The sequence below is a fragment of the Streptomyces huasconensis genome (assembly GCF_021028635.1).
Lineage (GTDB): Bacteria > Actinomycetota > Actinomycetes > Streptomycetales > Streptomycetaceae > Streptomyces > Streptomyces huasconensis.
In genome coordinates this window covers 4,776,689-4,803,550 of sequence record NZ_CP086119.1, presented here as the reverse complement: position 1 = coordinate 4,803,550, position 26,862 = coordinate 4,776,689, and the positions used below count along the sequence as shown (strand labels likewise).

27 protein-coding genes and 5 tRNA genes are annotated in these 26,862 nt (G+C 68.8%); 7 read left to right on the top strand and 25 right to left on the bottom strand.

The genetic code is table 11. The annotated features are described in order from the left end of the window. Positions 1–82: 82 nt before the first annotated feature. The 10 genes from rpoB to J2N69_RS21920 form a co-directional block, all read right to left on the bottom strand. On the bottom strand, positions 83–3,568 hold the full coding sequence (gene rpoB / locus J2N69_RS21965) for a DNA-directed RNA polymerase subunit beta (RefSeq protein ID WP_230902289.1): 3,486 nt from the start codon (positions 3,566–3,568) through the stop codon (positions 83–85). Between the two features lie 575 nt (positions 3,569–4,143). Continuing rightward, on the bottom strand, positions 4,144–4,527 hold the full coding sequence (gene rplL, locus J2N69_RS21960) for a 50S ribosomal protein L7/L12 (RefSeq protein ID WP_005313624.1): 384 nt from the start codon (positions 4,525–4,527) through the stop codon (positions 4,144–4,146). Between the two features lie 108 nt (positions 4,528–4,635). Then, entirely contained in the window at positions 4,636–5,166 is a 531-nt protein-coding gene (gene rplJ / locus J2N69_RS21955; RefSeq protein WP_030782600.1) for a 50S ribosomal protein L10, read from the bottom strand. 265 nt (positions 5,167–5,431) lie between these two features. Further along, entirely contained in the window at positions 5,432–6,277 is an 846-nt protein-coding gene (locus J2N69_RS21950; protein WP_408056903.1) for an SCO4651 family lipoprotein, read from the bottom strand. A 165-nt stretch (positions 6,278–6,442) separates the two neighbouring features. Further along, positions 6,443–7,348 (bottom strand): SCO4651 family lipoprotein, encoded by a 906-nt coding sequence (locus J2N69_RS21945; RefSeq protein WP_230902287.1) that lies wholly within the window; start codon positions 7,346–7,348, stop codon positions 6,443–6,445. A 160-nt stretch (positions 7,349–7,508) separates the two neighbouring features. Then, a complete protein-coding gene (rplA, locus tag J2N69_RS21940; protein WP_055698213.1) occupies positions 7,509–8,231 on the bottom strand; it encodes a 50S ribosomal protein L1 in 723 nt (240 codons plus the stop codon). An 89-nt stretch (positions 8,232–8,320) separates the two neighbouring features. Then, the gene (gene rplK / locus J2N69_RS21935) at positions 8,321–8,755 is read right to left on the bottom strand and encodes a 50S ribosomal protein L11 (protein ID WP_030782612.1); all 435 of its coding nucleotides are present in this window, start codon (positions 8,753–8,755) and stop codon (positions 8,321–8,323) included. Positions 8,756–8,947: 192 nt separating this feature from the next. After that, the gene (gene nusG, locus J2N69_RS21930; protein WP_230902286.1) at positions 8,948–9,892 is read right to left on the bottom strand and encodes a transcription termination/antitermination protein NusG; all 945 of its coding nucleotides are present in this window, start codon (positions 9,890–9,892) and stop codon (positions 8,948–8,950) included. Positions 9,893–9,969: 77 nt separating this feature from the next. Continuing rightward, entirely contained in the window at positions 9,970–10,257 is a 288-nt protein-coding gene (gene secE, locus J2N69_RS21925; RefSeq protein ID WP_127910232.1) for a preprotein translocase subunit SecE, read from the bottom strand. Positions 10,258–10,364: 107 nt separating this feature from the next. Then, positions 10,365–10,437, bottom strand: a tRNA-Trp gene (locus J2N69_RS21920). Between the two features lie 181 nt (positions 10,438–10,618). Between J2N69_RS21920 and J2N69_RS21915 the strand changes: the two genes are divergently transcribed. The 3 genes from J2N69_RS21915 to J2N69_RS21905 all read left to right on the top strand — a co-directional run bounded on the left by J2N69_RS21915 (position 10,619) and on the right by J2N69_RS21905 (position 13,239). After that, positions 10,619–11,845: a pyridoxal phosphate-dependent aminotransferase gene (locus tag J2N69_RS21915; protein WP_127910233.1), complete on the top strand. Its 1,227-nt coding sequence runs from the start codon at positions 10,619–10,621 to the stop codon at positions 11,843–11,845. 152 nt (positions 11,846–11,997) lie between these two features. Next, on the top strand, positions 11,998–13,017 hold the full coding sequence (locus tag J2N69_RS21910; RefSeq protein WP_230902285.1) for an adenosine deaminase: 1,020 nt from the start codon (positions 11,998–12,000) through the stop codon (positions 13,015–13,017). 90 nt (positions 13,018–13,107) lie between these two features. Further along, positions 13,108–13,239, top strand: a complete 132-nt coding sequence (locus tag J2N69_RS21905; RefSeq protein ID WP_408056769.1) for a hypothetical protein — start codon at positions 13,108–13,110, stop codon at positions 13,237–13,239. Positions 13,240–13,290: 51 nt separating this feature from the next. Here the strand turns inward: J2N69_RS21905 and J2N69_RS21900 are convergent, their stop codons facing one another. The 8 genes from J2N69_RS21900 to J2N69_RS21865 all read right to left on the bottom strand — a co-directional run bounded on the left by J2N69_RS21900 (position 13,291) and on the right by J2N69_RS21865 (position 18,137). Beyond that, positions 13,291–14,346: a UDP-N-acetylmuramate dehydrogenase gene (locus J2N69_RS21900; RefSeq protein WP_230902284.1), complete on the bottom strand. Its 1,056-nt coding sequence runs from the start codon at positions 14,344–14,346 to the stop codon at positions 13,291–13,293. Between the two features lie 62 nt (positions 14,347–14,408). Beyond that, positions 14,409–15,851 carry an MFS transporter gene (locus tag J2N69_RS21895; RefSeq protein WP_230902283.1) on the bottom strand — a complete coding sequence of 481 codons (1,443 nt, stop codon included), beginning with the start codon at positions 15,849–15,851 and terminating at the stop codon, positions 14,409–14,411. Positions 15,852–15,952: 101 nt separating this feature from the next. Further along, positions 15,953–16,510 carry a TetR/AcrR family transcriptional regulator gene (locus J2N69_RS21890; protein WP_230902282.1) on the bottom strand — a complete coding sequence of 186 codons (558 nt, stop codon included), beginning with the start codon at positions 16,508–16,510 and terminating at the stop codon, positions 15,953–15,955. A gap of 178 nt (positions 16,511–16,688) precedes the next feature. Then, positions 16,689–17,117, bottom strand: a complete 429-nt coding sequence (locus J2N69_RS21885) for a MaoC family dehydratase (RefSeq protein WP_127910236.1) — start codon at positions 17,115–17,117, stop codon at positions 16,689–16,691. A 4-nt stretch (positions 17,118–17,121) separates the two neighbouring features. Continuing rightward, entirely contained in the window at positions 17,122–17,586 is a 465-nt protein-coding gene (locus J2N69_RS21880) for a MaoC family dehydratase N-terminal domain-containing protein (RefSeq protein WP_230902281.1), read from the bottom strand. A 105-nt stretch (positions 17,587–17,691) separates the two neighbouring features. Beyond that, on the bottom strand, positions 17,692–17,856 hold the full coding sequence (gene rpmG / locus J2N69_RS21875) for a 50S ribosomal protein L33 (protein WP_004571794.1): 165 nt from the start codon (positions 17,854–17,856) through the stop codon (positions 17,692–17,694). 88 nt (positions 17,857–17,944) lie between these two features. Next, a tRNA-Met gene (locus tag J2N69_RS21870) sits at positions 17,945–18,017 on the bottom strand. Positions 18,018–18,064: 47 nt separating this feature from the next. Further along, positions 18,065–18,137, bottom strand: a tRNA-Thr gene (locus tag J2N69_RS21865). 268 nt (positions 18,138–18,405) lie between these two features. Here J2N69_RS21865 and J2N69_RS21860 point away from each other — a divergent pair. Both J2N69_RS21860 and J2N69_RS21855 read left to right on the top strand, forming a co-directional pair. Beyond that, positions 18,406–19,692, top strand: a complete 1,287-nt coding sequence (locus J2N69_RS21860) for an amidohydrolase family protein (protein WP_230902280.1) — start codon at positions 18,406–18,408, stop codon at positions 19,690–19,692. Positions 19,693–19,906: 214 nt separating this feature from the next. Beyond that, positions 19,907–20,563 (top strand): SDR family oxidoreductase, encoded by a 657-nt coding sequence (locus J2N69_RS21855; protein ID WP_127910238.1) that lies wholly within the window; start codon positions 19,907–19,909, stop codon positions 20,561–20,563. A 47-nt stretch (positions 20,564–20,610) separates the two neighbouring features. On the opposite strand, the gene J2N69_RS21850 is transcribed toward J2N69_RS21855, so the two are convergent. Together J2N69_RS21850 and J2N69_RS21845 are read right to left on the bottom strand one after the other, a co-directional pair. Next, positions 20,611–20,823 carry a hypothetical protein gene (locus J2N69_RS21850; protein WP_223776198.1) on the bottom strand — a complete coding sequence of 71 codons (213 nt, stop codon included), beginning with the start codon at positions 20,821–20,823 and terminating at the stop codon, positions 20,611–20,613. Between the two features lie 118 nt (positions 20,824–20,941). Next, positions 20,942–21,023, bottom strand: a tRNA-Tyr gene (locus J2N69_RS21845). Between the two features lie 196 nt (positions 21,024–21,219). Here J2N69_RS21845 and J2N69_RS21840 point away from each other — a divergent pair. Both J2N69_RS21840 and J2N69_RS21835 read left to right on the top strand, forming a co-directional pair. Continuing rightward, the gene (locus J2N69_RS21840; protein WP_127910240.1) at positions 21,220–21,708 is read left to right on the top strand and encodes a YajQ family cyclic di-GMP-binding protein; all 489 of its coding nucleotides are present in this window, start codon (positions 21,220–21,222) and stop codon (positions 21,706–21,708) included. 103 nt (positions 21,709–21,811) lie between these two features. Beyond that, positions 21,812–21,886: transfer RNA gene (locus J2N69_RS21835), tRNA-Ala, on the top strand. 43 nt (positions 21,887–21,929) lie between these two features. Here J2N69_RS21835 and J2N69_RS21830 read toward each other — a convergent pair. From J2N69_RS21830 to J2N69_RS21810, 5 genes are all read right to left on the bottom strand, one after another. Further along, positions 21,930–22,196: a GlsB/YeaQ/YmgE family stress response membrane protein gene (locus tag J2N69_RS21830; protein WP_230902279.1), complete on the bottom strand. Its 267-nt coding sequence runs from the start codon at positions 22,194–22,196 to the stop codon at positions 21,930–21,932. A 126-nt stretch (positions 22,197–22,322) separates the two neighbouring features. Then, positions 22,323–22,718, bottom strand: a complete 396-nt coding sequence (locus tag J2N69_RS21825) for a YccF domain-containing protein (RefSeq protein WP_230902278.1) — start codon at positions 22,716–22,718, stop codon at positions 22,323–22,325. After that, on the bottom strand, positions 22,715–23,578 hold the full coding sequence (gene htpX, locus J2N69_RS21820; protein ID WP_127910243.1) for a zinc metalloprotease HtpX: 864 nt from the start codon (positions 23,576–23,578) through the stop codon (positions 22,715–22,717). Before htpX ends, J2N69_RS21825 begins: the two co-directional genes overlap by 4 nt. 159 nt (positions 23,579–23,737) lie before the next feature. Continuing rightward, positions 23,738–25,270 carry an NADH-quinone oxidoreductase subunit N gene (locus J2N69_RS21815; RefSeq protein ID WP_230902277.1) on the bottom strand — a complete coding sequence of 511 codons (1,533 nt, stop codon included), beginning with the start codon at positions 25,268–25,270 and terminating at the stop codon, positions 23,738–23,740. Beyond that, positions 25,267–26,856, bottom strand: a complete 1,590-nt coding sequence (locus J2N69_RS21810) for an NADH-quinone oxidoreductase subunit M (RefSeq protein ID WP_230902276.1) — start codon at positions 26,854–26,856, stop codon at positions 25,267–25,269. Before J2N69_RS21810 ends, J2N69_RS21815 begins: the two co-directional genes overlap by 4 nt. Positions 26,857–26,862 lie beyond the last annotated feature (6 nt).

Sequence of the window (26,862 nt, the reverse complement as noted above, 5' to 3'; positions counted from 1 at the left end):
CTTTCGGGGTCGAGTCTCAATCATGGTCTGTACGGGTCCGGGGCAGGGCCGGGGCCTCACGAGGAGGCCCCGACCAGACCCGTCAGACCTCTTCGACGCTGCTCGGCTCGCGCCGGGACAGGTCGATGCCGAGCTCCTCCGCCGCGCGGAAGACGTCCTCGTCGGTGTCGCGCATCTCGATGGACATGCCGTCCGAGGACAGCACCTCCACGTTGAGGCAGAGCGACTGCATTTCCTTGATGAGCACCTTGAAGGACTCAGGGATGCCGGGCTCGGGGATGTTCTCGCCCTTGACGATGGCCTCGTAGACCTTCACGCGGCCGGTCACGTCGTCGGACTTGATCGTCAGGAGCTCCTGAAGGGCGTACGCGGCGCCATAAGCCTCAAGCGCCCACACCTCCATCTCACCGAAGCGCTGACCACCGAACTGCGCCTTACCACCCAGCGGCTGCTGCGTGATCATCGAGTACGGGCCGGTCGAACGGGCGTGGAGCTTGTCGTCGACCAGGTGGTGCAGCTTGAGGATGTACATGTACCCGACCGAGATCGGGTCCGGGAACGGCTCGCCGGAGCGGCCGTCGAACAGCTGTGCCTTGCCGGACGGGAGCACCATGCGCTCGCCGTCGCGGTTCGGGATGGTGTGCTGGAGCAGACCGGCCAGCTCGTCCTCACGCGCACCGTCGAAGACGGGGGTGGCGACGTTCGTCCCGGGGTCGACCTTGTCGGCACCGATGGCCTGGAGGCGCTGCGCCCACTCGTCCGCGAGGCCGGAGACGTCCCAGCCGCGGCTGGCGAGCCAGCCGAGGTGGATCTCCAGGACCTGACCCGGGTTCATTCGGGACGGGACACCCAGCGGGTTGAGGATGATGTCGACCGGGGTGCCGTCCTCCAGGAAGGGCATGTCCTCGATCGGCAGGATCTTCGAGATGACGCCCTTGTTGCCGTGACGGCCGGCGAGCTTGTCACCGTCGGTGATCTTGCGCTTCTGCGCCACGTAGACACGGACGAGCTGGTTCACGCCCGGCGGCAGCTCGTCGCCCTCTTCGCGGTCGAAGACGCGGACGCCGATGACCTTGCCGATCTCACCGTGCGGCACCTTCAGCGAGGTGTCGCGCACCTCGCGCGCCTTCTCACCGAAGATCGCGCGGAGCAGGCGCTCCTCGGGCGTCAGCTCGGTCTCACCCTTGGGCGTGACCTTGCCGACGAGGATGTCACCGGCGACGACCTCGGCACCGATACGGATGATGCCGCGCTCGTCGAGGTCGGCGAGGACCTCCTCGGAGACGTTCGGGATGTCCCGGGTGATCTCCTCGGGGCCGAGCTTGGTGTCACGGGCGTCGACCTCGTGCTCCTCGATGTGGATCGAGGAGAGGACGTCGTCCTGCACGAGGCGCTGCGACAGGATGATCGCGTCCTCGTAGTTGTGACCCTCCCACGGCATGAACGCCACGAGCAGGTTCTTGCCGAGGGCCATCTCGCCCTCTTCGGTCGCGGGACCGTCGGCCAGAACCTGGCCCTCGATCACGCGGGCGCCCTCGTCGACGACAACCTTCTGGTTGACGGAGGTGCCCTGGTTCGACCGGGAGAACTTGGCGATGCGGTACGTGGTGTACGTGCCGTCGTCGTTGGTGACAGTGACGTAGTCCGCGGAGACCTCCTGGACCACACCCGCCTTCTCGGCCTTGATCACGTCACCGGCGTCGACCGCGCAGCGGTACTCCATGCCGGTGCCGACGAGGGGGGCCTCGGCGGTGATCAGCGGCACGGCCTGACGCATCATGTTCGCGCCCATGAGGGCACGGTTGGCGTCGTCGTGCTCCAGAAAGGGGATCATCGCGGTCGCGACGGACACCATCTGGCGCGGCGAGACGTCCATGTAGTCGACATCCGTGCCGGGCACGTAGTCGATCTCGCCGCCGCGGCGGCGGATCAGGACGCGGGCCTCGGCGAAGTGGAGGTCGTCCGTCAGCGGCGCGTTGGCCTGCGCGATGACGAAGCGGTCCTCCTCGTCGGCCGTCAGGTAGTCGACGTCGTCGGTGACCTGGCCGTCGACGACCTTGCGGTACGGCGTCTCGACGAAGCCGAACGCGTTGACGCGGCCGTAGGAGGCGAGCGAACCGATCAGACCGATGTTCGGGCCTTCGGGCGTCTCAATGGGGCACATGCGGCCGTAGTGAGACGGGTGCACGTCACGGACCTCGAAGCCGGCCCGCTCGCGGGAGAGACCACCCGGGCCAAGCGCCGACAGACGGCGCTTGTGGGTGAGACCCGACAGCGGGTTGTTCTGGTCCATGAACTGCGACAGCTGGCTGGTGCCGAAGAACTCCTTGATGGAGGCGACGACCGGCCGGATGTTGATCAGGGTCTGCGGCGTGATCGCCTCGACGTCCTGGGTCGTCATGCGCTCGCGGACGACGCGCTCCATACGAGCCAGACCCGTGCGGACCTGGTTCTGGATGAGCTCGCCCACGTTGCGCAGACGGCGGTTGCCGAAGTGGTCGATGTCGTCGGTCTCGACGACGATCGACGTGCCGCTGTCACCGACGGTCTCGGTCTCACCGGCGTGCAGCTTCACCAGGTACTTGATCGTGGCGATGATGTCCTCGACCGTGAGGATGCCCGCGTCGAGCGGAGCGTCCGCACCCAGCTTCTTGTTGACCTTGTAGCGGCCGACCTTCGCGAGGTCGTAGCGCTTGGGGTTGAAGTAGAGGTTCTCCAGCAGCGTCTGGGCGGCCTCACGGGTCGGCGGCTCGCCCGGACGGAGCTTGCGGTAGATGTCGAGCAGCGCGTCGTCCTGGCCCTGGGTGTGGTCCTTCTCCAGGGTGGCGCGCATGGACTCGTACTCGCCGAACTCCTCCAGGATCTGCTCGGTCGTCCAACCGAGAGCCTTGAGCAGAACGGTGACCGACTGCTTGCGCTTGCGGTCGATGCGGACACCGACCATGTCGCGCTTGTCGATCTCCATCTCCAGCCAGGCACCCCGGGACGGGATGATCTTGGCGGAGAAGATGTCCTTGTCGGACGTCTTGTCGATCGAGGAATCGAAGTAGACGCCCGGCGAACGGACCAGCTGCGACACGACGACACGCTCGGTGCCGTTGATGACGAAGGTGCCCTTGTTGGTCATGAGCGGGAAGTCGCCCATGAAGACCGTCTGGGACTTGATCTCGCCGGTCTCGTTGTTGGTGAACTCGGCGGTGACGAAGAGCGGGGCCGCGAACGTGAAGTCGCGCTCCTTGCACTCGTCGATCGAGTTCTTCGGAGGCTCGAAACGGTGGTCGCGGAACGTCAGGGACATCGACCCGGAGAAGTCCTCGATCGGGGAGATCTCCTCGAAGATCTCCTCCAGACCGGACTTGGTGGGGACGTCCTGTCCGCTTTCAAGAGCCGCCTCGACACGAGCCTTCCACGCGTCGTTGCCGAGCAGCCAGTCAAAGCTCTCGGTCTGCAGCGCAAGAAGGTTCGGAACCTCGAGGGGCTCCTTGATCTTTGCAAAGGAAATGCGCAGCGGGGCGGTGCTGGCGCCGTTGTTCGTATTCGCGGTCGAGGCAGTGCGCGAGGCGGCCAAGAGGGGGTCCTTCCGAGGGCTCGGACTCACTACGCGCGTACCGGTCCCAGGCGGGACACAGGGGCAGAAATCCCAGGTCAGGGAAGTTCCGGTCCACTGTGCTCAAGCGTGGTCATGCCCCTGGTGACGGGCAGGAGGCAGCTAACAGGCAGCGCAAAGGGTCAGTGTAGCCAGTTGGCCCACTGATGTCCAGTGCGGGTTCTGGGAGACCCTCGTTGTTCTCAACCCCTGCTGCAAGCCACGCCCTCGATGCACATCGATACTGCCCTCTTCGCCGCCGATCCATGCCTCGGATGCGGATCGTTGTGACGACGCGTCCTGAGAATTGCGCGCTGCGTGCGGTTCGTCAAGGCCCCCCTGCCCAGACGTCGCCCTGAGACACTCACCGTCACGGGCTGTCCCGAGGCACAACGAAGATCACCATACTCGCCGGGACCGACATCGCAAGGCAGGCCTCGCGCAGGTCCCGGGAACGCCGAAAGGCGACCACCCACATGGGTGATCGCCCTTGGCGTCCCGCGCGTTACAGCGTTTCCGCCGTACGTGCGGTGAGAAGAGTCAGACGACTCGTGAAGTCACTTGACCTCGACGGAGGCGCCGGCAGCCTTGAGGGACTCGGCAGCCTTCTCCGCGGCGTCCTTGGCGACCTTCTCGAGGACCGGCTTCGGGGTGCCGTCGACGAGGTCCTTGGCCTCCTTCAGGCCCAGCGAGGTCAGCTCACGCACGACCTTGATGACCTGGATCTTCTTCTCGCCGGCGCCGGTGAGGATGACGTCGAACTCGTCCTGCTCGGCCTCGGCCTCGGCCGGGGCGGCAGCGGCGCCACCAGCGGCAACGGCGACCGGAGCGGCGGCGGTGACGTCGAACTTCTCCTCGAAGGCCTTCACGAACTCGGAGAGCTCGATGAGGGTCATCTCTTCGAACTGCGCGAGCAGGTCGTCCTGGGACAGCTTCGCCATGGTGGCGTCCTTCCACTAATTCGGCGGGTGCCGGGTGTATATGGAGGCGGGCGTACGTTGGGCCCGCGGTGACCGTCGCCTCAGGCGGCGGTCAATGTGCGAGCCGAATTACTCGGCACCGCCCTGCTCGGCCTTCTTGGCACGAAGCGCCTCCGCGGTGCGGACGAACTTCGAGGGAAGCGCCTGGAAGAGCGCGGCAGCCTGGGACTGCTTGCCCTTCATGGCGCCCGCCAGCTTGGCGAGCAGAACCTCGCGGGACTCGAGGTCCGCAAGCTTCTTGATCTCGTCGGCGGACAGCGCCTTGCCGTCAAGGACACCGCCCTTGATGACGAGGTTCGGGTTCTCCTTGGCGAAGTCACGAAGACCCTTCGCCGACTCCACCGGGTCACCGGTGACGAAGGCGACCGCCGTCGGACCCGTGAACAGGTCGTCGAGCGTGTTGATCCCGGCCTCGTTGGCCGCGATCTTGGTCAGCGTGTTCTTCACCACGGCGTACTCGGAGTTCGCACCGAGGGAACGGCGCAGCTGCTTGAGCTGGGCCACGGTGAGACCCCGGTACTCGGTCAGCACGGCGGCGTTCGAGCTGCGGAACTTGTCCGTGAGCTCGGCTACCGCGGCAGCCTTGTCGGGCGTCGGCATAGAGCGTCGGCCTCCTTCCGGGTGATGAGGACCGCTCAGAAGGGGCTGGGAAAAACGAGACGCCCCGGCGCAGGCGCACGGGGCGTGAGCTCAACCGAACAGAATCCCGTCCGGGAGCACTTCCACATGTCACCTGCGCGGGTCGTCCGCAGTTTCAGCGGATCCTTCGGCCACTGCACCCTCTGAGTTGAGAACACAGCAACGACCAGCGGTCTTTGGCTTCTGGGGAAGACTACGCGAACGGGTCCGCGTCAGGCAAATCCGGTCAGTTCTCCATGCCCTTCATCTCCTGGGCGAGATCCATGACCTCGTTCTTCGGCGGAGCCGTGACGTTCACCGGCTTGTTGTAGTCGAGGAAGGTGATGGTCATGTCGAGAGCGCCCTTGTCGGCCTTGCCGCGGGCGCGGAACTGCTTGGTGTGGTCCTCGCCGTCGACCCACAGGTCCATCGTCAGCTTCTCGACGCCCAGGTCCTCGTACTGCCGGATGGCCTTCTCGTCACGCTTGCGGGCGGCCGCGTCCTTGCCCTTGGACAGCTCGCGAATCCGGTCCAGCGTGACCGTGCCGGTGTAGTGGGTGGTCTCGACGCCTTCGACCGACTCGCTGCCGACCTTCTTGAGGTCCTTGGAGTTGGTCAGGAGCGTGGACTGGTCGGCCGGGTTGTTCTCGGCCTGCCCGGCCACCGAGGTGGCGGCGGGCTTGCCGCCGGCCTTGCCCATGGCCGCGGCGTCGAACTTGATCCAGCTCTTGCCGTCCATCTCCTTGGCGGCCTCCTTGCCGCCGCCGAGGTAGACGGCGCCGTCGACGTACCGCAGCTCCATCTTCTGCGGGCCCTGGTCGGGCGCGGAGACCTTCATGCTCATGGCGAGCGGCTTGGTGCTCATCGCCGCGTCGGCCCGGACCTTCCCGTCGCCCGGGACGGTCCCCTTCATGCGGAAGGTGAACGAGGTCAGGTCCTCGGTCTTCTTCGCGGCCTTCTGCACGGCCGCCACCGGGGCCATGCCCTCCCCCGCCGCCTTGTCGGACTTCTCCGATCCGCAGCTGACCGCGCCACCGGCGAGCAGCACGGCCGCCAGCGCCGCCCCCGCGATCTTCTTGCGTCCCGTACGCACAGACATACTCATGGCCCCACCCCTAGGAACATTTGATCTAGGAACATTTGATCGACTTATCAAGGTGGGCTGAGATTACCCGAAGGAAAGCGGCGCTTTCCTCCGGGTTATCCGCCGACGGGGCCGGTCGGAGAGGGGTGGAGCGGGCCGTGGGACCCCTCGCGCCTACACCGCGGGCCGCTGCTTGTTCATGAGTTCCTTGAAGCCCACGGTGTCCGAGGCCGGGGGCTTCTCGACGGAGAGCGGCGTGCCGTAGTCGCTGTAGTAGGCGGTCTGCTCGAAGGCGCCGTTCTTCGTGTCGGCCTTCTCGATCTTCTTGACGAGCAGATCGTCGTCGTTGACCCAGATGTCGATCGTCTCGGTGCTCATGCCGGCCTGCTCGAACTGCTTCTTCAGCTCGCTCAGCTGCTCCTCGTCCAGATCGGCGCTCTTGGCGGTGAAATCGGCGATGTCGACCTTGCCCGAGTAGTGGGTGGCCTTCGTCCCGCGGACCTCCTCCTCGCCGACGCGCTTCACGTCGCCCGAAGCCAGCAGCATCTTCACCGACTGGTTCGGCGTGCTGTTCTGCATCTGGTCCTGGAACGCCTCGCCCGCGGCGCCGCTCATCTCCGCCAGCGTGTCGTAGTCGTACTCCAGCCAGTGCCGACCGCCGCCCGCCTGGGACGCGAACGTGTCCCCCATGTTCGCGTAGAAGCCGTTCTTCAGGTACCGGTAGTCGATCTTCGTCTGACCCAGCTGCTCCATCTGCTGGGCCTGGGCGCCGCCCGTGAACGTCACGGTCACGTTGCCCGTGATGCCGTCGGACCAGCCCATGACGCCCTTCATGTCCATGGACACCTGCGAGCCCATGGAGGTCTTGCCGTCGATCCGGGCGGTGTCCGCCTGGTCGGTCGACTTCTGGACCGAGCGCAGGGCGGCTATGGGGCTGAGCTTGATCCCGCCGCTGTCCTTCCCGTCCCCGGCCTTGTCGGAGGAGCCCCCCGAGTCACCCGAACCGCAGGCCGCCAGGCCCGTCAGCGCGGCCGCCACCGCGATCGAGAGCCCCGTACGCCGCATGGTCGTGCTGTTCATCTCGTCCCACCCCTTGGCTTCGTGGAGGCGCCGCGTCCGTGCCGCGGGGCCTTTGACAGTCGTATCCGAAAGGCTTGTACAGAAACAGGACGGGCCCCGCACCTCGAAAGGTTGCGGGGCCCGTCCACAGAACGCGTACGCGACGCGGCTGCCGTCAGTTTCAGACGGCGGCCGGGTCCTCCTCGACGAGGAGGTTGCGGGTGCGGTTCGAGTCCAGCGGGATGCCGGGGCCCATCGTGGTGGTGATGGCGGCCTTCTTGATGTAGCGACCCTTGGCGGCCGACGGCTTCAGACGGAGGATCTCCTCCAGGGCCGCGGCGTAGTTCTCCACCAGCTTCGTGTCGTCGAAGGACACCTTGCCGATGATGAAGTGCAGGTTCGAGTGCTTGTCGACGCGGAACTCGATCTTGCCGCCCTTGATGTCGTTGACAGCCTTGACGACATCGGGGGTCACGGTGCCAGTCTTCGGGTTCGGCATCAGACCACGCGGACCGAGCACGCGGCCGAGGCGGCCGACCTTGCCCATGAGGTCCGGGGTGGCGACGACGGCGTCGAAGTCCAGGCGGCCCTTCGCGACCTCGTCGATCAGCTCGTCGGCGCCGACGATGTCGGCCCCAGCGGCTTCCGCGGCCGCAGCACGGTCACCGGTCGCGAAGACCAGGACCCGGGCGGTCTTGCCGGTGCCGTGCGGGAGGTTCACGGTGCCACGGACCATCTGGTCGGCCTTGCGCGGGTCGACGCCCAGACGCATGGCGACCTCGACGGTGCCGTCGAACTTGGTCGCGGAGGTCTCCTTGGCGAGACGGACGGCCTCGAGCGGGGCGTACAGCTTCTCCCGGTCGATCTTGGCGTCCGCAGCGCGGAGAGTCTTGCTGCGCTTCACTTCTGCTCCTGGTGTTTTCAGGTATGGAGTCGTGGTGCGGGCCAGCGCTTGGCCCTACCACTGGAGAAAGGTCAGACGGGGGAGGAGTCTCAGCCCTCGACCGTGATGCCCATGGAACGGGCGGTGCCGGCGATGATCTTCGACGCGGCGTCCAGGTCGTTGGCGTTGAGGTCTTCCATCTTGGTCTGCGCGATCTCGCGGATCTGCGCCTCGGTGACCTTGGCGACCTTGGTCTTGTGGGGCTCGCCGGAGCCCTTCTCGACACCAGCGGCCTTCAGGATCATCTTGGCGGCCGGCGGCGTCTTGGTGATGAAGGTGAAGGAACGGTCTTCGTAGACCGTGATCTCCACCGGGATCACCCAGCCACGCTGCGACTCGGTCGCGGCGTTGTAGGCCTTGCAGAACTCCATGATGTTGACGCCGTGCTGGCCCAGCGCGGGGCCGACCGGCGGGGCCGGGTTGGCGGCACCAGCCTGGATCTGGAGCTTGATAAGCCCCGTGACCTTCTTCTTCTTGGGAGGCATTGCTCTCTCCGGGTCCTAGTGAGAGTTTTCAGCCGGCCATCCGGTCATCCGGATGGAGGCATACCGCACAACGATAACGGGTATAGTCGCGCGGCTAAAAACCGAGCAGGTCAGACCGGCTTTGGCAGCCCGTCTGACCTGTTCGGAGGCGTGTGTTCCAGAGGAAGCCGTGGCAGCCGCGAGGGCCGCGGGCTAGTTCTTCTGGATCTGGTCGAAGCTCAGCTCGACCGGGGTCTCGCGGCCGAAGATCTCGACGAGGCCCTTGACCTTCTTCGAGTCGGCGTTGATCTCGTTGATCGTCGCCTGCAGCGTCGCGAACGGGCCGTCGGTGACGGTGACCGAGTCGCCGACCTCGAAGTCCAGGACCTGGACCTCGACCTTGCGGGCGGGAGCCGGCTTGCCCTCGGCCTCGGCGGCCTCGCGGGCGGCCTTCTCCTCGGCCTCGGGGGCGAGCATCTTGACGATCTCGTCCAGGGTCAGCGGGTAGGGGTCGTAGGCGTTGCCCACGAAGCCGGTGACGCCGGGGGTGTTGCGGACGACGCCCCACGACTCGTTCGTCAGGTCCATGCGCACCAGCACGTAGCCGGGGAGCTTGTTCTGACGGATGGTCTTGCGCTCGCCGTTCTTGATCTGGGCGACCTCTTCCTGCGGCACCTCGGCCTGGAAGATGAAGTCCTCGACGTTCAGCGAGACGGCGCGCTGCTCGAGGTTGGTCTTCACGCGGTTCTCGTAACCGGCGTAGGTGTGGATGACGTACCACTCGCCGGGGAGGGTGCGCAGCTCCTCGCGCAGGGCGGCGATCGGGTCGACCGGCTCGGGCTCCTCCTCGACGGCCTCCTCGTCCTCGGCGCCGTCTTCATCGGCGGCCTCGGCCTCGGCGTCCTCGATGTCGGCGTCGGCGTCGGCTTCGACGTCATCGTCCGCGGCCTCGTCCTCTTCGGACTCGGCGGCAGCCTCGGCGTCGCCCTCCAGGTGGACGGCGGCCTCTTCGGCGGGCTCGCCCGCGGCGGCGTCGGCGGCCTCGGCCTGATCCGGCTCCTCGGCGTCCGCCGCCTCGACGATGTCGAGCTGGTCCTCCACGGACTCCGCGTCCTCTCCGCGAGGCGCGACGGCGTCGTTCAGGTTCGGGTCAGACACGGTGGCTGCTTCTTCCTGGATACAAGGGGTGGAACACGCGAATAGGGGCGCCGAGTACGGCGCCCTTCGCTCTCGGCTCAGCCGAAGATGTACTTGACAGCGTTGCTGAAGCCATAGTCAATCACGGTCACGAGGCCGATCATGATGACGACGAAGACAATCACCACTGTGGTGTAGGTCGTGAGCTGGCTGCGAGTCGGCCAGACGACCTTGCGAAGCTCCGCGATGATCTGGCGGTAGAAGAGCGCGAGACGGCCGAAGGGGCCCTTCTTGCCGCGCTTGCCGCCCTTGCGGGCCTTCTTCTTGGACTCCGGCGCCTCGTCCTGGGCATCAGGCATGTCGATGGAGCCCACGGCGTCCGTCACTCGTCCTCACCTGATTCCGGGTCGTGGCCGTGCCGCGCCCGGTTGAGCCGCACGGCGGTGCATTGCAGTACGTACATGCGCACACATCCTGGCGAAGGAGTGTGTAGCAGGGCCGGAGGGACTTGAACCCCCAACCGCTGGTTTTGGAGACCAGTGCTCTACCAATTGAGCTACGACCCTTTGATTTCCCCCAACCTACCGCATCCGCTCAGGTGCACGGAGTGCGGCGAGAGGGCGCGGCCGGTGAGGGCCAACGAGCAGTGAGTGTACGTGGTCCGCGGCCCGCCGTCGAACAGATTGGGTTCCGGCCCGGCGGGAAACCCCCGCACCGGAGGCCTTTGGGGTCTGGAACGATGGGGCCATGAGCGCTGAAACTTCTCCGACCGAGCGCCGGGTGTCCGCGCGCATCGGCGCGATCTCCGAGTCCGCGACCCTCGCCGTCGACGCCAAGGCCAAGGCCCTGAAGGCCGCCGGGCGCCCGGTGATCGGCTTCGGCGCGGGCGAGCCCGACTTCCCGACTCCGGACTACATCGTCGAGGCGGCCGTCGAGGCCTGCAAGAACCCGAAGTTCCACCGCTACACGCCGGCGGGCGGCCTCCCCGAGCTGAAGGCCGCGATCGCCACGAAGACGCTGCGCGACTCCGGGTACGAGGTGGACGCCTCGCAGATCCTGGTGACCAACGGCGGCAAGCAGGCCATCTACGAAGCGTTCGCCGCCATCCTCGACCCGGGTGACGAGGTCATCGTCCCGGCTCCCTACTGGACGACGTACCCGGAGTCGATCCGGCTGGCCGGCGGTGTCCCGGTCGAGGTCGTCGCCGACGAGACCACCGGCTACCGCGTCTCCGTCGAGCAGCTGGAGGCCGCGCGCACGGAGCGCACGAAGGTCGTGCTCTTCGTCTCGCCGTCGAACCCCACGGGCGCCGTCTACAGCGAGGCCGACGCCGAGGCGATCGGCCGCTGGGCCGTCGAGCACGGCCTGTGGGTGATGACCGACGAGATCTACGAACACCTCGTCTACGGAGACGCGAGGTTCACCTCGCTCCCCGCGATCCTCCCCGAGCTGCGCGACAAGTGCATCGTGGTCAACGGCGTCGCCAAGACGTATGCGATGACCGGCTGGCGCGTCGGCTGGATCATCGGCCCGCGGGACGTCGTGAAGGCCGCGACGAACCTCCAGTCGCACGCCACGTCCAACGTCTCCAACGTCGCGCAGGCCGCCGCGCTCGCGGCCGTCTCCGGTGACCTGGTCGCCGTCGAGAAGATGCGCGAGGCCTTCGACCGGCGCCGCAAGACCATCGTGCGGATGCTCAACGACATCGAGGGCGTCTTCTGCCCCGAGCCCGAGGGCGCCTTCTACGCCTACCCGTCGGTCAAGGGGCTCATCGGCAAGGAGATCCGCGGCAAGCGCCCGCAGAACTCCGTCGAGCTGGCCGCGCTGATCCTGGAGGAGGCCGAGGTCGCGGTGGTCCCGGGCGAGGCCTTCGGGACGCCGGGTTACCTGCGCCTTTCGTACGCGCTCGGGGACGAGGACCTCGTCGAGGGCGTCTCGCGGCTCCAGAAGCTGCTTGCGGAGGCCCGCGACTGAGGTTCCCTAAAGAAAACCGCGCTCCACGCGCGCGTGCGGGCCGCCTTTCCACTGGCTTTCCACTGGAGGGGCGGCCCGTTTCTTCGTTCGGGGCAGACCCGAAGGGGGAAAGGCGCTACCGGGACGCCAGGTGCGTACGGCAAGATCCTGGAATGGCGCGTGTACGAGACATAAGTGAGCTGCCCAAGGCCCATCTGCACCTGCACTTCACCGGGTCGATGCGGCCCTCCACCCTGCTGGAGCTGGCCGACAAGTACGGGGTGCGGCTGCCGGACGCGCTGACCGGTGCCGAACCGCCGAAGCTGCGCGCCACCGACGAGCGCGGCTGGTTCCGCTTCCAGCGGCTCTACGACGCGGCGCGCTCCTGTCTGCGTGAGCCCGAGGACATCCAGCGGCTGGTGCGGGAGGCCGCCGAGGAGGATCTGCGGGACGGTTCGGGGTGGCTGGAGATCCAGGTCGACCCGACCTCGTACGCGCCGCGGCTCGGCGGGCTGATCCCGGCCATGGAGGTCATCCTGGACGCGGTCGACGGCGCCTCGCGGGAGACCGGCCTCGGGATGCGCGTGCTGGTCGCCGCGAACCGCATGAAGCACCCGCTGGACGCCCGCACGCTGGCGCGCCTCGCGGTGCGCTACGCGGACCGGGGCATCGTCGGCTTCGGGCTCTCCAACGACGAGCGGCGGGGCATGGCACGGGACTTCGACCGGGCCTTCGCGATCGCGCGCGACGGCGGGCTCCTCGCGGCGCCGCACGGCGGTGAGCTGACCGGCCCCGCCTCGGTCCGGGACTGCCTGGACGACCTGGGCGCGGCACGGATCGGGCACGGGGTGCGGGCCGCCGAGGACCCGCGGCTCCTGAAGCGGCTCGCGGACCGCGGCGTGACGTGCGAGGTGTGCCCGGCCTCCAACGTCGCCCTCGGGGTCTACGAGAAGCCCGAGGACGTGCCGCTGCGGACCCTCTTCGACGCAGGGGTGCCGATGGCCCTCGGCGCCGACGACCCGCTGCTCTTCGGCTCGCGTCTGGCCGCCCAGTACGAGATCGCGCGCGAGCACCACGGCTTCGACGACGCCGAACTGGCCGAGCTGGCGCGCCAGTCGGTCCGCGGCTCGGCCGCTCCCGCGGACGTACGGGAGAAGCTGCTGGCCGGAATCGACGCCTGGCTCAGCGGCTGATCCCCATGCCGTCCAACCCGCCTTGACGAACGGAACGGCTGGCTGGGGGCCCGCAGGTCGGTGCGCCCGCCGAGGCTCCGGGACAAGCCGGTGGCGGGGGTCTACAGGGCGGCCGTCGGAGGCACTCCGCGCAGCGTACGCCGCATCGGGGGCGCCGACGTGGCGCACGCGATGCCGGCGATGATCGACGGCCCGTCGGCGGTGAAGCAGGGCGTGGCCTAGTAGGGCTGCGGCGGGCTGCCGGTCGGCGGCAGCCGTTCAGCCGCAGTCGTCCTACAGACTGACGCCGACCATCACCGGCTCGTTGACCAGCGTGATCCCGAAGGCGTCCCGTACCCCGGCGACGACCTCACGGGCGAGGGCCAGCAGGTCCTCGGTGGTCGCGCCGCCCCGGTTGGTGAGGGCGAGGGTGTGCTTGGTGGAGATGCGGGCCCGGCCCTCTCCGTAGCCCTTCGTGAAGCCCGCCTTGTCGATGAGCCAGGCGGCGGACGTCTTCACACGGCCGTCGCCCGTGGGGAAGCCGGGCGGGTCGATGTCCGGGCCGAGCCGGTCCGCCACGCGCGCGTGGAAGGCGGCGAACTCGTCCTCGGTGAGGATCGGGTTGGTGAAGAAGGACCCGGCCGACCAGCTGTCATGGTCCTCGGGGTCGAGCACCATGCCCTTGCCCGCGCGGAGCTTGAGGACGGTCTCCCGCGCGACCGAGGCCGGAACCCGCTCGCCGGCCTCGACACCGAGCGTGCGTGCCGTCTCGGGGTACTTGAGCGGGGCACTCATCCCCTGCGCGTCCTCCAGCGCGAAGCGGACCCGCAGGACCACGAAACGCTCGGGCTCGGCCTTGAAGCGGCTGTGGCGGTACGAGAAGTCGCACTCGGCGTTCGGGATCACGACCGTCTCGCGGGTCCGCCGGTCGTACGCGACCACCTCGGTGATCGTCGAGGAGACCTCCTGGCCGTACGCGCCCACGTTCTGGATCGGCGTCGCGCCCGCGGAGCCGGGGATTCCGGCGAGGCACTCGATGCCCGCGAGGCCCGCCTCGACGGTGCGGGCGACCGCGTCCGTCCAGACCTCGCCGGCCGCCAGTTCCAGCTCGGTGCCGTCGAGGACGAAGCCCTGGGTGGCGATGCGCAGGGCGGTCCCGTCGAAGCCCTTGTCGCCGATGACCAGGTTGGAGCCGCCGCCGATGAGCAGCAGCGGGGTCCCGGAGTCGTCGGCCTCGCGGACGGCGGCGATCACCTCGGCGTCGGTCGTGGCGGTGATCAGGCGGGTCGCGGGGCCACCGAGACGGAAGGTGGTCAGCGGGGCGAGGGGGGCGTCGATGAGTTCCTGCACGTGCCCAAGAGTACGAGAACGGCCCCACCGGTCTGGTGGGGCCGTTCCCGCAGGGGTACCGGTCAGGCCGTGGTCAGCGCTTCCGCACGCTCCGCGGGCGCTCCCTGGCCACGTGTACCGGCTTCCCGGCGGCCGGGGATGGACAGCGCGGCCACCGCCGCGAGGGCCACCACCGCGGCGCCCGCCCACAGCGCGGGGCGCAGGCCGTCGACGAAGTGCTGCGGGGACGCGTAGCCGCCCCGGGCCGAGAAGATGGAGGACATCACGGCGATGCCGAGGGCGCCGCCGACCTCGCGCAGCGCGTTGTTCGCGCCGGACGCGATGCCCTGTTCGTGCGGCCGGACGCCGGCCATGACCAGGCTGGCGGCCGGGGCGAAGTACAGGGACATCCCGATGCCGCTGAGGACCAGCGCGGGCAGCTGGGTGGTGTAGGTGGCGTCGGCCGCTGCCACGCACGCGTACCAGGCCAGTCCCGTCGCCTGGAGGAAGAGGCCCGCGGCCACGACCGAGCGACCGCCGATCCGGTCGGAGAGGTAGCCCGCGAGGGGTGAGACGAGCATCGGCATGCCGGTCCAGGGCAGCATCCGCAGCCCGGCCTCGGTGGGCGAGTAGCCGAGGACGATCTGCATGTACTGGCTGAGCAGGAAGATCGAGCCGAACATGCCGAGGAACATCAGCAGGCTCGCCGCGTTGATGCCGGAGAACGCGCGACTACGGAAGAGACGCATCGGCAGCATCGGCGCCTTGGCGCGCATCCCGTGGCGGACGAATCCGCCGAGCAGTGCCGTGCCCGCGATGAGACCGCCGAGCACGGTGGCGCTCGCCCACCCGTCGATGGGCCCGCGGACCAGGCCGTACACGATCCCGAAGAGGCCGCCGCTGGCGAGCAGGGTGCCCAGGATGTCGAGGCGCGCTCCGGAGCCGTACGACTCGGCGAGGCGCAGACGGGCGAGCGGCAGCAGGGCCAGGCCGAGCGGGACGTTCAGCCAGAAGATCCACTGCCAGGAGACGTGCTCGGTGAGGCTGCCGCCGATGAGCGGTCCGCCGGCGACCGCCAGGCCGTTGACAGCGCCCCATATCCCGTACGCCATCCCGCGTTTCGCCTCGGGCACGGCCGCGGTCAGCAGGGTCAGTGTGATCGGCATCATGATCGCGGCGCCGACGCCCTGCACGGCCCGGGCGGCGATGAGGGCGTCGAGACCGGGGGCGAGGGCCGCGGCGGCGGAGGCTCCGGTGAAGACGGCCAGGCCGACGATGAAGAGCCTGCGGCGGCCGAAGCGGTCACCCAGGGCCGCGCCGAACATCAGGAGCACGGCGAACGTGAGGGTGTAGGCGCTGACCGTCCACTCCAGGTCGTGCAGCCCTCCCCCGAGGTCTTCGCGGATGGACGGCAGAGCGGTGGTGACGACGAGGTTGTCCAGCGCCGCCATGAACCCGGCCACGCCGGTGATGACGAGGGCCCAGGCCATGCCCGTCCCTCCGGCCCGTGCGGTCTTCTGTGACATCGCTTCCCCCTGCGGTTGTGGGTTAGTTATTGATGACTAACTTCTGTGGTCATGAAAAAGCGCGGAAAGCGCGGACGGAGCCCCGCGCCGCGAGCGCCCGATCACCCCTGGGGCTGCGTCGGGTCGTCGAACCCGCTCCACACCCGGTGCTCGGGCCGGAAACCCATCGACACGAGGACGTTGATGAGCATCCCGTACGCGAGGAACTGCGTGGCCTCACCGATCTCCGCCCCCACCGCGAGCACGACCGTGTCGTACATCTCCATCCAGGCGGCCCGCAACGCCTCGCCGAACTCCTGGTCCCCGTCGGCCTCCGCGGAGGCCACCGCGACGTACATCTGCATCTGCATGAGCAGCAGGTCCGGATCGTCGGCGATGAGCGCCTGATAGGCCTGCCCCATGGCCTGCACGGCCTCCTCCGCCTCAAGCCCCTCGGACGCCCGCCTGAAGACTTCGGTGACGCCCTGACAGCACCGCAGGGACGCGGCGAGGAAGATGGCTTGCTTACTCGGGAAGAGCCGGAAGAGATACGGCTGCGAGACGCCCACGCGCTTGGCGATGACCTCGGTGGAGGTGCCCTTGTAGCCGCCGCGTGCGAACTCGACCACTGCCGCGCGAATGACGCTCTCGCGCCGCTCTTCTGCGCTCATCCTGACCATGGAGGGAAAGTTAGTGGCCAATCACTAATGAGTCAAGAGGTAGGGAGGTACGGAGGTAAGGGGCACGGTCGCATGCGTAAGGGGCACACCGCCTGGAGTGCGCCCCTTACCTACATCTACTGCCTACATCTACGGAGACGGCCGCGACCGCGGACGCGGACGTCAGGGGACGCGACCGTCAGGCCAGCTGCACGACCGCACGCGACATGCCGAGCACCTTCTGGTCCGCGCTCTTGGCGACCAGGTCGACCCGGACACGGTTGTCGTCCAACTTGGCCGCGACCTTGGCGCTGACGTCGATGGTGGCGCCCTTGTCGTCGTTGGGCACGACGACGGGTTTGGTGAAGCGGACGCCGTACTCGACGACCGCCCCCGGGTCGCTCACCCAGTCGGTCACGACACGGATCGCCTCGGCCATGGTGAACATGCCGTGCGCGATGACGTCGGGGAGACCGACCTCCACCGCGAACTTCTCGTTCCAGTGGATCGGGTTGAAGTCCCCCGAGGCACCCGCGTACTGCACGAGTGTGGCGCGTGTCACCGGAAAGGTCTGGGGCGGCAGCTCGGTGCCGACCTCGACGTCGTCGTAAGAGATCTTCGCCGTCATCGCCTCAGACTCCCTCTCCCGCGGGCTGCGCCGCACGCGCGACGAGCTTCGTCCAGGCGGTCACGACATGCTCTCCGGCCTCGTCGTGGACCTCACCGCGGATGTCGATGATGTCGTTGCCGGCGAGCGACTTGATGGCCTCGATGGTCGAGGTGACCGTGAGCCGGTCACCCGCGCGCACCGGGCGTGTGTAGGCGAACTTCTGGTCGCCGTGCACGACGCGGCTGTAATCGAGCCCGAGTTGCGGGTCCTGGATCACCTGACCCGCGGCCTTGAAAGTGATCGCGAACACAAAAGTCGGCGGGGCGATCACATCGGGGTGGCCGAGCGCCTTGGCGGCTTCCGTGTCGGCGTACGCGGGATTGGCATCCCCCACCGCTTCCGCGAACTCGCGGATCTTCTCCCGGCCGACCTCATAAGGATCGGTGGGCGGATAGGACCGCCCCACGAAGGACTGGTCGAGCGCCATGGACTCGGTACCTCCTGTGGTTGGTGATTACATAAGAATTTCGTGTGCAAACGACGCGAGGCCGCCCCCCACAAAAGGGGACGGCCTCGGGTACGAGCCTGTGTGTCAGCGCGTTTCGCGGTGCGCAGTGTGCGCGTTGCAGCGCGGACAGTGCTTCTTCATCTCAAGACGGTCCGGGTCGTTACGCCGGTTCTTCTTGGTGATGTAGTTCCGCTCCTTGCACTCCACGCAGGCCAGCGTGATCTTCGGGCGGACGTCGGTGGCAGCCACGTGAGTGCTCCTTGGACGGACGATGGACGGATGAACGCATAAAAGAGTAGCCGATCGAAGGACCGACCCCACAATCGGCTACCAGGAGTAGCGGTGACCGGACTTGAACCGGTGACACAGCGATTATGAGCCGCTTGCTCTACCGACTGAGCTACACCGCTGCGATGCCGGATCTCCCCGCCCGAAGGCGAGGATCACTCGACATCAGAGCCCCAATGCGGAATCGAACCGCAGACCTTCTCCTTACCATGGAGACGCTCTACCGACTGAGCTATTGGGGCGAGCGATGAAGACATTACACGGTTGGTCGCCGATCGCCCAAATCCGTTTCGCGCGGGCCGTCCGAGGGCATCGGGAACAGCGCCTCAGGCGTCGCCGAGCACCTCATCCGCACCCCTCGTCAGGACAGTCACAGCACAGGTCGCACCACACCGGTACGACTATTTCGCTCCTCCTCGAAGCGGACCTGTCGCCGTCCTAGGCTCGGCACACGCTGCGTGATCTTGACGCCTCGAACGACAGCAGCCGCCCCCGAACCCCAGGAGCGCGATGCCCGACAGCCAGCCGCAGCAGCCCCACTCCTCCGGCTCCTCCGGCCCCGACCCCACGGCGGAATCCGGTTCCCTGCTGCTCTGCGGTGCCCGGCTCACCGACGGCAGGACGGTGGACGTCCGGCTCGGCGGTGGGCGCATCGAGGCGGTCGGCACGACCGGCAGCCTGCCCGCGCACGCCACGCGCGTGGACCTGGCCGGCTACCTGCTGCTGCCGGCCGCCGCCGAACCGCACGCGCACGGCGACACGGCCCTGTCGGCGGAGGCGCCGGGCCCTGTGTCGTACGACATCCCTGATGTGCAACGCAGAGTGACAGAGGCGGCTCTGCTCCAGCTCGGGCACGGCGCGACGGCCCTGCGGTCACACGTACGGATCGGCGATGTCCAGGGGCTCGACCCGATGGAGGCCGTGCTCCAAGCGCGGCGTTCGCTGCGGGGCCTGGTGGACCTGACGACGGTCGCCGTGCCGCGGCTGCTGACCGGCGTCGCGGGCGCCGACGGTCTCGCGATGCTGCGGGACGCGGTGAAGATGGGCGCCTCCGTAGTGGGCGGCTGCCCGGATCTCGACCCCGATCCCGCGGGGTACACGGAGGCGGTTCTGGAGCTTGCCGCCGAGCATGGCTGCCCCGTCGATCTGCACACGGACGGTGACGATCCGGCCCGGCTCGGGCGGCTCGCGGCGATGGCGGCCGGGCTGCGGGCGGGGGTCACGGTCGGCCCGTGCGGCGGGCTCGGCCGGCTGCCGAGGAGTGTGGCCGCGCGCGCGGCCGAGCAACTGGCGGCGGCCGGGGTGACCGTGGTCTGCCTGCCGCAGGGCGGATGCGGAAGCGCGGAGCGGCGCGGGGTGGCGCCGGTGCGGCTGCTGCGGTCGGCGGGCGTCCGGGTGGCCGCGGGCAGCGGGTCCATGCGGGACGTGTCGAACCCGGTGGGGCGCGGCGATCCGCTGGAGGCCGCGTACCTGCTGGCCTCACGGTGCGGCCTGCGCCCCGAGGACGCCTACGCCGCGGTGAGCGGGGCGGCGCGGGACGCCATGGGCCTGCCCGAGGTGCGGGTCGAGGCGGGCTTCCCCGCCGAGCTTCTGGCCGTACGTGGTGACCGGCTCGCGGGGGCGTTGTCGCTCGCCTACAGCCGGATCGTGGTGCACCGGGGGCGCGTGGTGGCGCGGACCAGCGCGGTGCGCGAGTACTGCGACTCGGCGGCGGCCGTGGCCCTGGATCTGCCGCGCCAGGGCCGCGCCCAGGGGAACGAGTCCGGGCGGCCCGGGGGCGGGGAGGCGGCTTCCTGAGGAGCTTTGAGGGCGTCCAGGAGTGCAGAGCCTGATGGCACGGCGGTGCGCACGGCGACCTGCGGCCGAGGGGTCAGCGCGCCCGTGAGGAGGGCGGACGGGGGGCCGCATCGGTGTCCGGTGTCCGAGGCATACGCGTGATCTCCGCGTGGTCCAGGAGCCCCGCTCGCTGCGCGTGCGGCGAACGCGTCCGCGCTGCCGTACGGTCGAAAGCATGCGCATTGTCATCGCTGGAGGTCATGGTCAGATCGCGCTGCGGCTGGAGCGCCTGCTCGCCGCGCGTGGTGACGAGGTCGCGGGGCTGATCCGCAACGCCGATCAGGGAGACGACCTGCGTGCGGCCGGCGCCGAACCGGTGCTGTGCGACCTGGAGTCGGCCACGCTCGATGAGGTCGCCGAGAAGCTGCGCGGGGCCGACGCGGCCGTCTTCGCGGCGGGCGCGGGTCCGGGCAGCGGCGCCGACCGGAAGAACACCGTGGACCGGGACGCGGCCGTGCTCTTCGCTGACGCGGCGGAGCGGGCCGGCGTGCGGCGGTACATCGTCGTGTCGTCGATGGGCGCCGATCCGGCCCACCAGGGCGACGAGATCTTCGACGCCTATCTGCGGGCCAAGGGCGAGGCGGACGCGAACGTACGCGCGCGTGCCGCCCTGGACTGGACGATCCTGCGTCCCGGCATGCTGACGGACGACGCGGGCACCGGCCTCGTACGCCTGGAGGCGTCGACCGGGCGCGGGCCGATCCCGCGCGATGACGTCGCCGCGGTGCTCGCGGAGCTGCTGGAGACGTCCGCGACGGCCGGGCTGACGCTGGAGCTGGTGAGCGGCTCGATGCCGGTCTCGGTGGCCGTCAAGTCCGTCGCGGGGAACTGAGTCCGGCCTTCCGGTCCCCCGAGGCCCTGAGGGCCCCTCAGGCGCGTTCAGAACAGCGGGAGCTGGCCCGGCAGGTCCGGCACCGTGTAACCGTCCAGAGCGGGCTGCACGGCCCCCAGCTGGGCCTGGCGGCGGGACCCCGGGCAGGAGACCAGGTCGCCGGTGGCACGCGGGCCCGGCGGGTCGTGGCGGGCGAACCGTCCGCCGACGACGGCGATCTCGCGGCGGCACTCCGGGCAGTTTCTGCGGCGGGACGACATGAGCCCATTCTGAGCCCCCGTGCGCCTCGTGGTGGAGCCCGCGCGCCCCGCCCTCCGGACGCGCGAAAAGACCCTCTCCGATTTGCGTTTCCGCAATTCGGAGAGGGTCTCCTTCGTGTGGCGGCGCCAGGATTCGAACCTGGGAAGGCTGAGCCGGCAGATTTACAGTCTGCTCCCTTTGGCCGCTCGGGCACACCGCCGGGTTTGCTGCCTCGCCCCGCTTTCGCGGCGCTCCGTGGCAACGACGTAAACGATACCTGATGCACAGGGGTGCTTCGCCACCCGATTGATCGGCACCCCGCGCGGGGGCGGTGGCTAGGCTTTGCGGATGCGGCCAGCGTCAGGCGGCCGTGTATCCGCTGAGTACGCAGACCCCGATACAAGGAGCCACAGGACATGGCCGACTCCAGTTTCGACATCGTCTCGAAGGTCGAGCGGCAGGAGGTCGACAACGCCCTCAACCAGACCGCCAAGGAGATCTCGCAGCGCTACGACTTCCGGGGCACGGACGCCTCGATCTCGTGGTCCGGGGAGAAGATCCTGATGGAGGCGAGCGGCGAGGAGCGGGTCAAGGCGATCCTCGATGTCTTCCAGTCCAAGCTGGTCAAGCGCGGCATCTCGCTGAAGGCGCTGGACGCGGGCGAGCCGCAGCTGTCCGGCAAGGAGTACAAGATCTTCGCCTCGATCGAGGAGGGCATCTCCCAGGAGAACGCGAAGAAGGTCGCCAAGATCATCCGCGATGAGGGCCCGAAGGGCGTCAAGGCGCAGGTCCAGGGCGACGAGCTGCGGGTCAGCTCGAAGAGCCGGGACGACCTCCAGGCCGTACAGGCGCTGCTCAAGGGCCAGGACTTCGACTTCGCCCTGCAGTTCGTCAACTACCGGTAGACGCGCAGACTGTGGCCGGTACGCGCGTGCGTCGCCGGTGAGCAGTCGCAAGCCCCGGCGGCCCGTTCCTCTGGACGGGCCGCTGGTTTATGATCATGGCAAGGCGGGGTCGTAGCACAGAGGTAGTGCGCCTACACAGCATGGAGGAGGACGCCGGTTCGAATCCGGCCGCCCCGCCCCTCTCAGATGACGGCGCTGCCGCGTCCCCCTGCGTACGGCTCTCAGCGGCGTGAGTGGCCGAAGAGGATGCGGTAGGCGACGAGCAGGACGAGCGAGCCGCCGATGGCCGCGGCCCAGGTGGCCCCGTCGTAGAAGTGGTTGGCGATCGGGCGGTCGAGGTAGCGGGCGGATATCCAGCCGCCGGTGAAGGCGCCCGCGATGCCGATGACGGTCGTGCCGATGAAGCCGCCCGGGTCTCGGCCGGGCAGGAGCAGTTTGGCGACGGCCCCCGCGAGCAGCCCCAGAACGATCCAGCTGATGATGCCCATGCAGTGACCCGGCCCTTCTCGCGCGGTGAGCTTTTTGTGCGCTCTTGTCCTGTAAGGACGCCTCTACCGGGGGTGCGGTTGCGTCCCGGCCTTCCGTGCCGCGTGGCCGGAGGAGAAGTGCCGGTTCTAGTAGCGCGCGGTGAACGGCTGGTCCGTGCGGACGATTTCGCGTCCGAGCGGCAGCAGCGAGACCGGGATCAGCTTGAAGTTGGCGACGCCGAGGGGGATGCCGATGATCGTGACGCACAGGAGGAGGCCCGTGACGACGTGACCGAGGGCGAGCCACCAGCCCGCGAGGACCAGCCACAGGACGTTGCCCACGCACGAGGGGGCGCCCGCGTCGCGGCGCTCGACCGCGGTGTAGCCGAAGGGCCACAGGGCATAGCGGCCGATGCGGAAGCTGGCCAGGCCGAACGGGATGCCGATGACCGTGACGCAGAGCAGCACGCCCGCCAGCAGGTAGGCCAGGAACATCCAGAAGCCGCAGAGGACGAGCCATATGACGTTGAGGATTGTCTTCACTGGTGACGACCTGCCATCTGCTCGAGTCGGGCGATGCGCTCCGCCATCGGCGGGTGCGTGGAGAACATCTTGGACATGCCCTGCCCCGGACGGAACGGGTTCGCGATCATCATGTGGCTGGCCGTCTCAAGACGGGGCTCGGGCGGCAGCGGCAACTGCTTGGTACCGGCTTCGAGTTTGCGCAGGGCGCTCGCGAGAGCGAGGGGGTCGCCGGTCAGTTGCGCGCCGGAGGCGTCGGCCTCGTACTCCCTGGAGCGGCTGATGGCCAGTTGGATGATCGAGGCCGCCAGGGGGCCGAGCAGCATGATCAGGAGCATCCCGAAGATGCCGGGGCCTTCGTTGTCGTTCGACCGGCCGACGGGGATGAGCCAGGCGAAGTTGACCAGGAACATGATCACGGAGGCGAGGGCACCCGCGACCGAGGAGATCAGGATGTCGCGGTTGTAGACGTGGCTCAGCTCGTGGCCGATGACGCCGCGCAGCTCGCGCTCGTCGAGGAGGCGCAGGATGCCGTCGGTGCAGCACACCGCGGCGTTGCGCGGGTTGCGGCCGGTCGCGAAGGCGTTGGGGGCCTCCGTGGGTGAGATGTACAGCCGGGGCATGGGCTGGCGGGCCTGCGTGGAGAGCTCGCGGACCATGCGGTACAGCGTGGGGGCCTCGAATTCGCTCACCGGACGCGCGCGCATGGCGCGCAGGGCCAGCTTGTCGCTGTTCCAGTAGGCGTACGCATTGGTGCCGAGCGCCACCAAGAGCGCGACGAACAGGCCGGTACGCCCGAAGAAGCTGCCGACGACAAGGATGAGCGCGGACAGTCCCCCGAGGAGTACGGCGGTCTTCAACCCGTTGTGCCGGCGGTGCACGGTACGCCCTCCTGGTGGTGCGTGGGGGAACCCTCTGCTGACTGGTGCTTCCACTGTTCAGTGGACCCTCCCGTACTGGTCAACGCCAGGCGGGGAGCACTAGTTCCCTTGTGCGCCCAGGAGCGGCTTGGGCCACGCGGGTGACGGCCCGCGCCCGCGTCAGAAGAGGCCGGTGTCCGCGAACCTCAGGACCAGCTGGGGCGCTCCGGAGAGGGCGATCCCGAGGACCGCGGTCAGAGCGATGGCCGCGGTGAGAGGGGCCGGGGCACGGTGGGCGACCGGCTCGCCCTCAGGGGCGCGGAACAGGAGCGCGGTCCACTGGAGGTAGTAGTAGAGCGCGATCACGACGTTCACGGCCATCACGACGGCGAGCCAGCCGAGGCCCGCGTCGACCGCCGCCGAGAAGACCGTGACCTTGGCGAAGAGGCCGATGATGCCGGGCGGCAGGCCCGCGAGGCAGAGCAGGAAGAAGGCCAGGACGAGGGCGGCCAGGGGGCTGCGCGCGTACAGGCCCCGGTAGTCGCTGACGCGGTTCAGGCGCTGGGTGCGGCCGACGAGCGCGGCGACGGCGAAGGCTCCGAGGTTCACGGCCGCGTACATCAGGGCGTACGCGACGGTGGAGCCGACGGCCTTCTCCGCGGCGGCTTCGTTGTCGGCGTACCCGGCGGCGGCGATCGGCACCAGAAGGTAGCCGGCCTGGCCGACCGAGGACCAGGCGAGGAGGCGGACCGCGCTGTACGCGCGCGTGGACTGCTGCCGCAGGGCGGCGACGTTGCCCGCGGTCATGGTGAGCGCGGCGAGGACGGCGAGCACCGGGCCCCAGACGTCGGCGTACGAGGGGAAGGCGACGACGGTGACGAGGATGAGGCCGGTGAAGCCGACGGCCTTCCCGACGACGGAGAGGTACGCGGCGACCGGCAGGGGCGCGCCTACGTAGGTGTCCGGTACCCAGAAGTGGAAGGGCACGGCCGCCACCTTGAAGGCGAAGCCGACGAGGGTGAGGGCAACACCTGTGCGGGCGAGCGTGTCCAGCTGTCCGTCGACCTCCTGAAGCTTGGTGGCGATCTCGGTGAGGTGCAGGGTGCCGGTGGCCGCGTACACGAAGCTGACGCCCATCAGGCTCACGGCGGTGGCGGTGACCGAGGAGAGGAAGAACTTCAGGGCCGCTTCGGAGGAGCGCTTGTCGCCGTGCCGGAGGCCGACGAGGGCGAAGGCGGGCAGGGAGGCGACCTCCAGGGCGACGATGAGCGTCGCGAGGTCGCGTGAGGCGGGCAGCAGGGCGGCGCCCGCCGCGGAGGACAGCAGGAGGAACCAGTACTCCCCCGCCGGCAGGTCGCCTCGGGAGTCCTTGAGGGTGCTCATGGAGAGCAGGGCGGCCAGCAGGGCGCCGCCGAGGACGAGGAGCTGGATGACCAGAGTGAAGCGGTCGGCGGTGTAGCTGCACGCGTGCGTGCCGCCACCGGTCAGGCAGAAGGTCGAGCGGTCGTCGTCCAGGAGGGGCAGCAGGGCGAGCGCGGCCGCGGCCAGGCCCGCCACGGAGACCCAGCCGAGGACGGCCTTCTTGCCGTCGCCCACGAAGAGGTCCGCCACGAGGACGACGAGGCCGGCCACCGCGGCGATGGTCGGCGGCGCGATCGCGAGCCAGTCGACGGACTGGACGAGGCTTGCGGCGCTTTCGGCGGCCACGGTCACGACTTGCCTCCAGTGAGGAGCTTCTGCACGGCCGGGTCGGTCAGGCCGAGGAGAGCCGCGGGCCAGAGTCCGGCGAGGACGGTGAGGGCGACGAGCGGGGTCCAGGCGGCGAGTTCGTAGCCGTGGACGTCGGCGAGCACCGGGGGCGCGGGCTCGGCCGCGGGCTGCGGCATCGGGCCCATGCAGACACGCCGTACGACGATGAGCATGTACGCGGCGGTGAGCAGCGTGCCGAAGGCGGCGATCGCCATGAAGGTGAGGAAGGCGGGACGGCTCAGGCCGTCGGCGGGCTTGAAGGCACCGAACAGCGCGAGCATCTCGCCCCAGAACCCGGCGAGGCCCGGCAGGCCGAGGGAGGCGACCGCGCCGAACGCGAGCAGGCCGCCGAGGCGGGGGGCCTTGCCGTAGAGCGCGGCGCCGGACTCCTGTGCGAGCGAGTCGAGGTCGGTGGTGCCGGTGCGGTCCTTGAGCGCGCCGACGAGGAAGAAGAGCAGGCCGGTGATGAGGCCGTGGGCGATGTTGGCGAACAGCGCGCCGTTCACGCCGGTCGGGCTCATCGTCGCGATGCCGAGCAGTACGAAGCCCATGTGGCCGACAGACGAGTACGCGATGAGCCGCTTGAGGTCACCCTTCGCGCCCCGCTTGGCGAGGGCGAGGCAGGCGAGGGAGCCGTAGATGATCCCGACGACCGCGAAGGCCGCGAGGTAGGGCGCGAACTCCCGCATGCCGTCGGGGGCGATGGGCAGGAGAATGCGGACGAACCCGTACGTACCCATCTTCAGCAGCACGCCGGCGAGCAGGACCGAGCCGACGGTGGGCGCGGCGGTGTGGGCGTCGGGCAGCCAGCTGTGCAGCGGCCACATCGGCGTCTTGACCGCGAGCCCGATCCCGATCGCCAGAACGGCGATGACCTGCACCGACGTACTCAGTCCGCGGCCGTTGTCAGTGGCGAGTGCCACCATGTCGAATGTGCCGGACTTGAGCCCGATGAGGAGCAGGCCCAGCAGCATCACGACGGACCCGAGCAGGGTGTAGAGGATGAACTTCCAGGCGGCCTGGGTTCGTTGCTCGCCGCCCCAGCGGGCGATGAGGAAGTACATCGGGATGAGCACCATCTCGAACGCCAGGAAGAACAGCAGCAGATCGAGGACGGCGAAGGTCGCGAGGGTGCCGGACTCGAGGACGAGGATCAGTGCGACGAATGCCTTGGGGGACGGGCCCTTGGGCATCTTGAAGTAGCTGTAGAGCGCGCAGAGGAAGGTCAGCAGCGCGGTCAGGACCAGGAGGGGGAGCGAAATGCCGTCGATGCCGAGGTGGATGCGCACGTCGAGTGCGGGAATCCAGCTGATGTCGGTCGTCGCCTGCATCTTCGACGGGTGGTCGTGGTCGAAGCCGAGCGCGAGGACGAGCGCGGCGAGCAGGACGGCGCCGGTCACGATCACGCCGTGGCGGAGCACTGCCTGGTCGGGTGACTCTCCCTTCAGCCCGGGCGGGGCCGGCAGGAGAGCGGCCACGGCGCCGATGAGCGGGCCGACGACAATCAACGCCAGAAGAAACTGCATCACGGACTCACTGATACCGATCACGGCTGC

Coding starts and splice junctions, on each gene's coding strand:
- J2N69_RS21945 (WP_230902287.1), bottom strand. CDS start 7,348: ATGAACAGCACGACCATGCGGCGTACGGGGCTCTCGATCGCGGTGGCG.
- J2N69_RS21890 (WP_230902282.1), bottom strand. CDS start 16,510: ATGGTCAGGATGAGCGCAGAAGAGCGGCGCGAGAGCGTCATTCGCGCG.
- J2N69_RS21910 (WP_230902285.1), top strand. CDS start 11,998: ATGGCGCGTGTACGAGACATAAGTGAGCTGCCCAAGGCCCATCTGCAC.
- J2N69_RS21850 (WP_223776198.1), bottom strand. CDS start 20,823: ATGTCGTCCCGCCGCAGAAACTGCCCGGAGTGCCGCCGCGAGATCGCC.
- J2N69_RS21885 (WP_127910236.1), bottom strand. CDS start 17,117: ATGACGGCGAAGATCTCTTACGACGACGTCGAGGTCGGCACCGAGCTG.
- J2N69_RS21880 (WP_230902281.1), bottom strand. CDS start 17,586: ATGGCGCTCGACCAGTCCTTCGTGGGGCGGTCCTATCCGCCCACCGAT.
- J2N69_RS21840 (WP_127910240.1), top strand. CDS start 21,220: ATGGCCGACTCCAGTTTCGACATCGTCTCGAAGGTCGAGCGGCAGGAG.
- rplJ (WP_030782600.1), bottom strand. CDS start 5,166: ATGCCGACGCCCGACAAGGCTGCCGCGGTAGCCGAGCTCACGGACAAG.
- J2N69_RS21915 (WP_127910233.1), top strand. CDS start 10,619: ATGAGCGCTGAAACTTCTCCGACCGAGCGCCGGGTGTCCGCGCGCATC.
- J2N69_RS21860 (WP_230902280.1), top strand. CDS start 18,406: ATGCCCGACAGCCAGCCGCAGCAGCCCCACTCCTCCGGCTCCTCCGGC.
- rplL (WP_005313624.1), bottom strand. CDS start 4,527: ATGGCGAAGCTGTCCCAGGACGACCTGCTCGCGCAGTTCGAAGAGATG.
- rplK (WP_030782612.1), bottom strand. CDS start 8,755: ATGCCTCCCAAGAAGAAGAAGGTCACGGGGCTTATCAAGCTCCAGATC.
- J2N69_RS21895 (WP_230902283.1), bottom strand. CDS start 15,851: ATGTCACAGAAGACCGCACGGGCCGGAGGGACGGGCATGGCCTGGGCC.
- J2N69_RS21830 (WP_230902279.1), bottom strand. CDS start 22,196: ATGGGCATCATCAGCTGGATCGTTCTGGGGCTGCTCGCGGGGGCCGTC.
- J2N69_RS21855 (WP_127910238.1), top strand. CDS start 19,907: ATGCGCATTGTCATCGCTGGAGGTCATGGTCAGATCGCGCTGCGGCTG.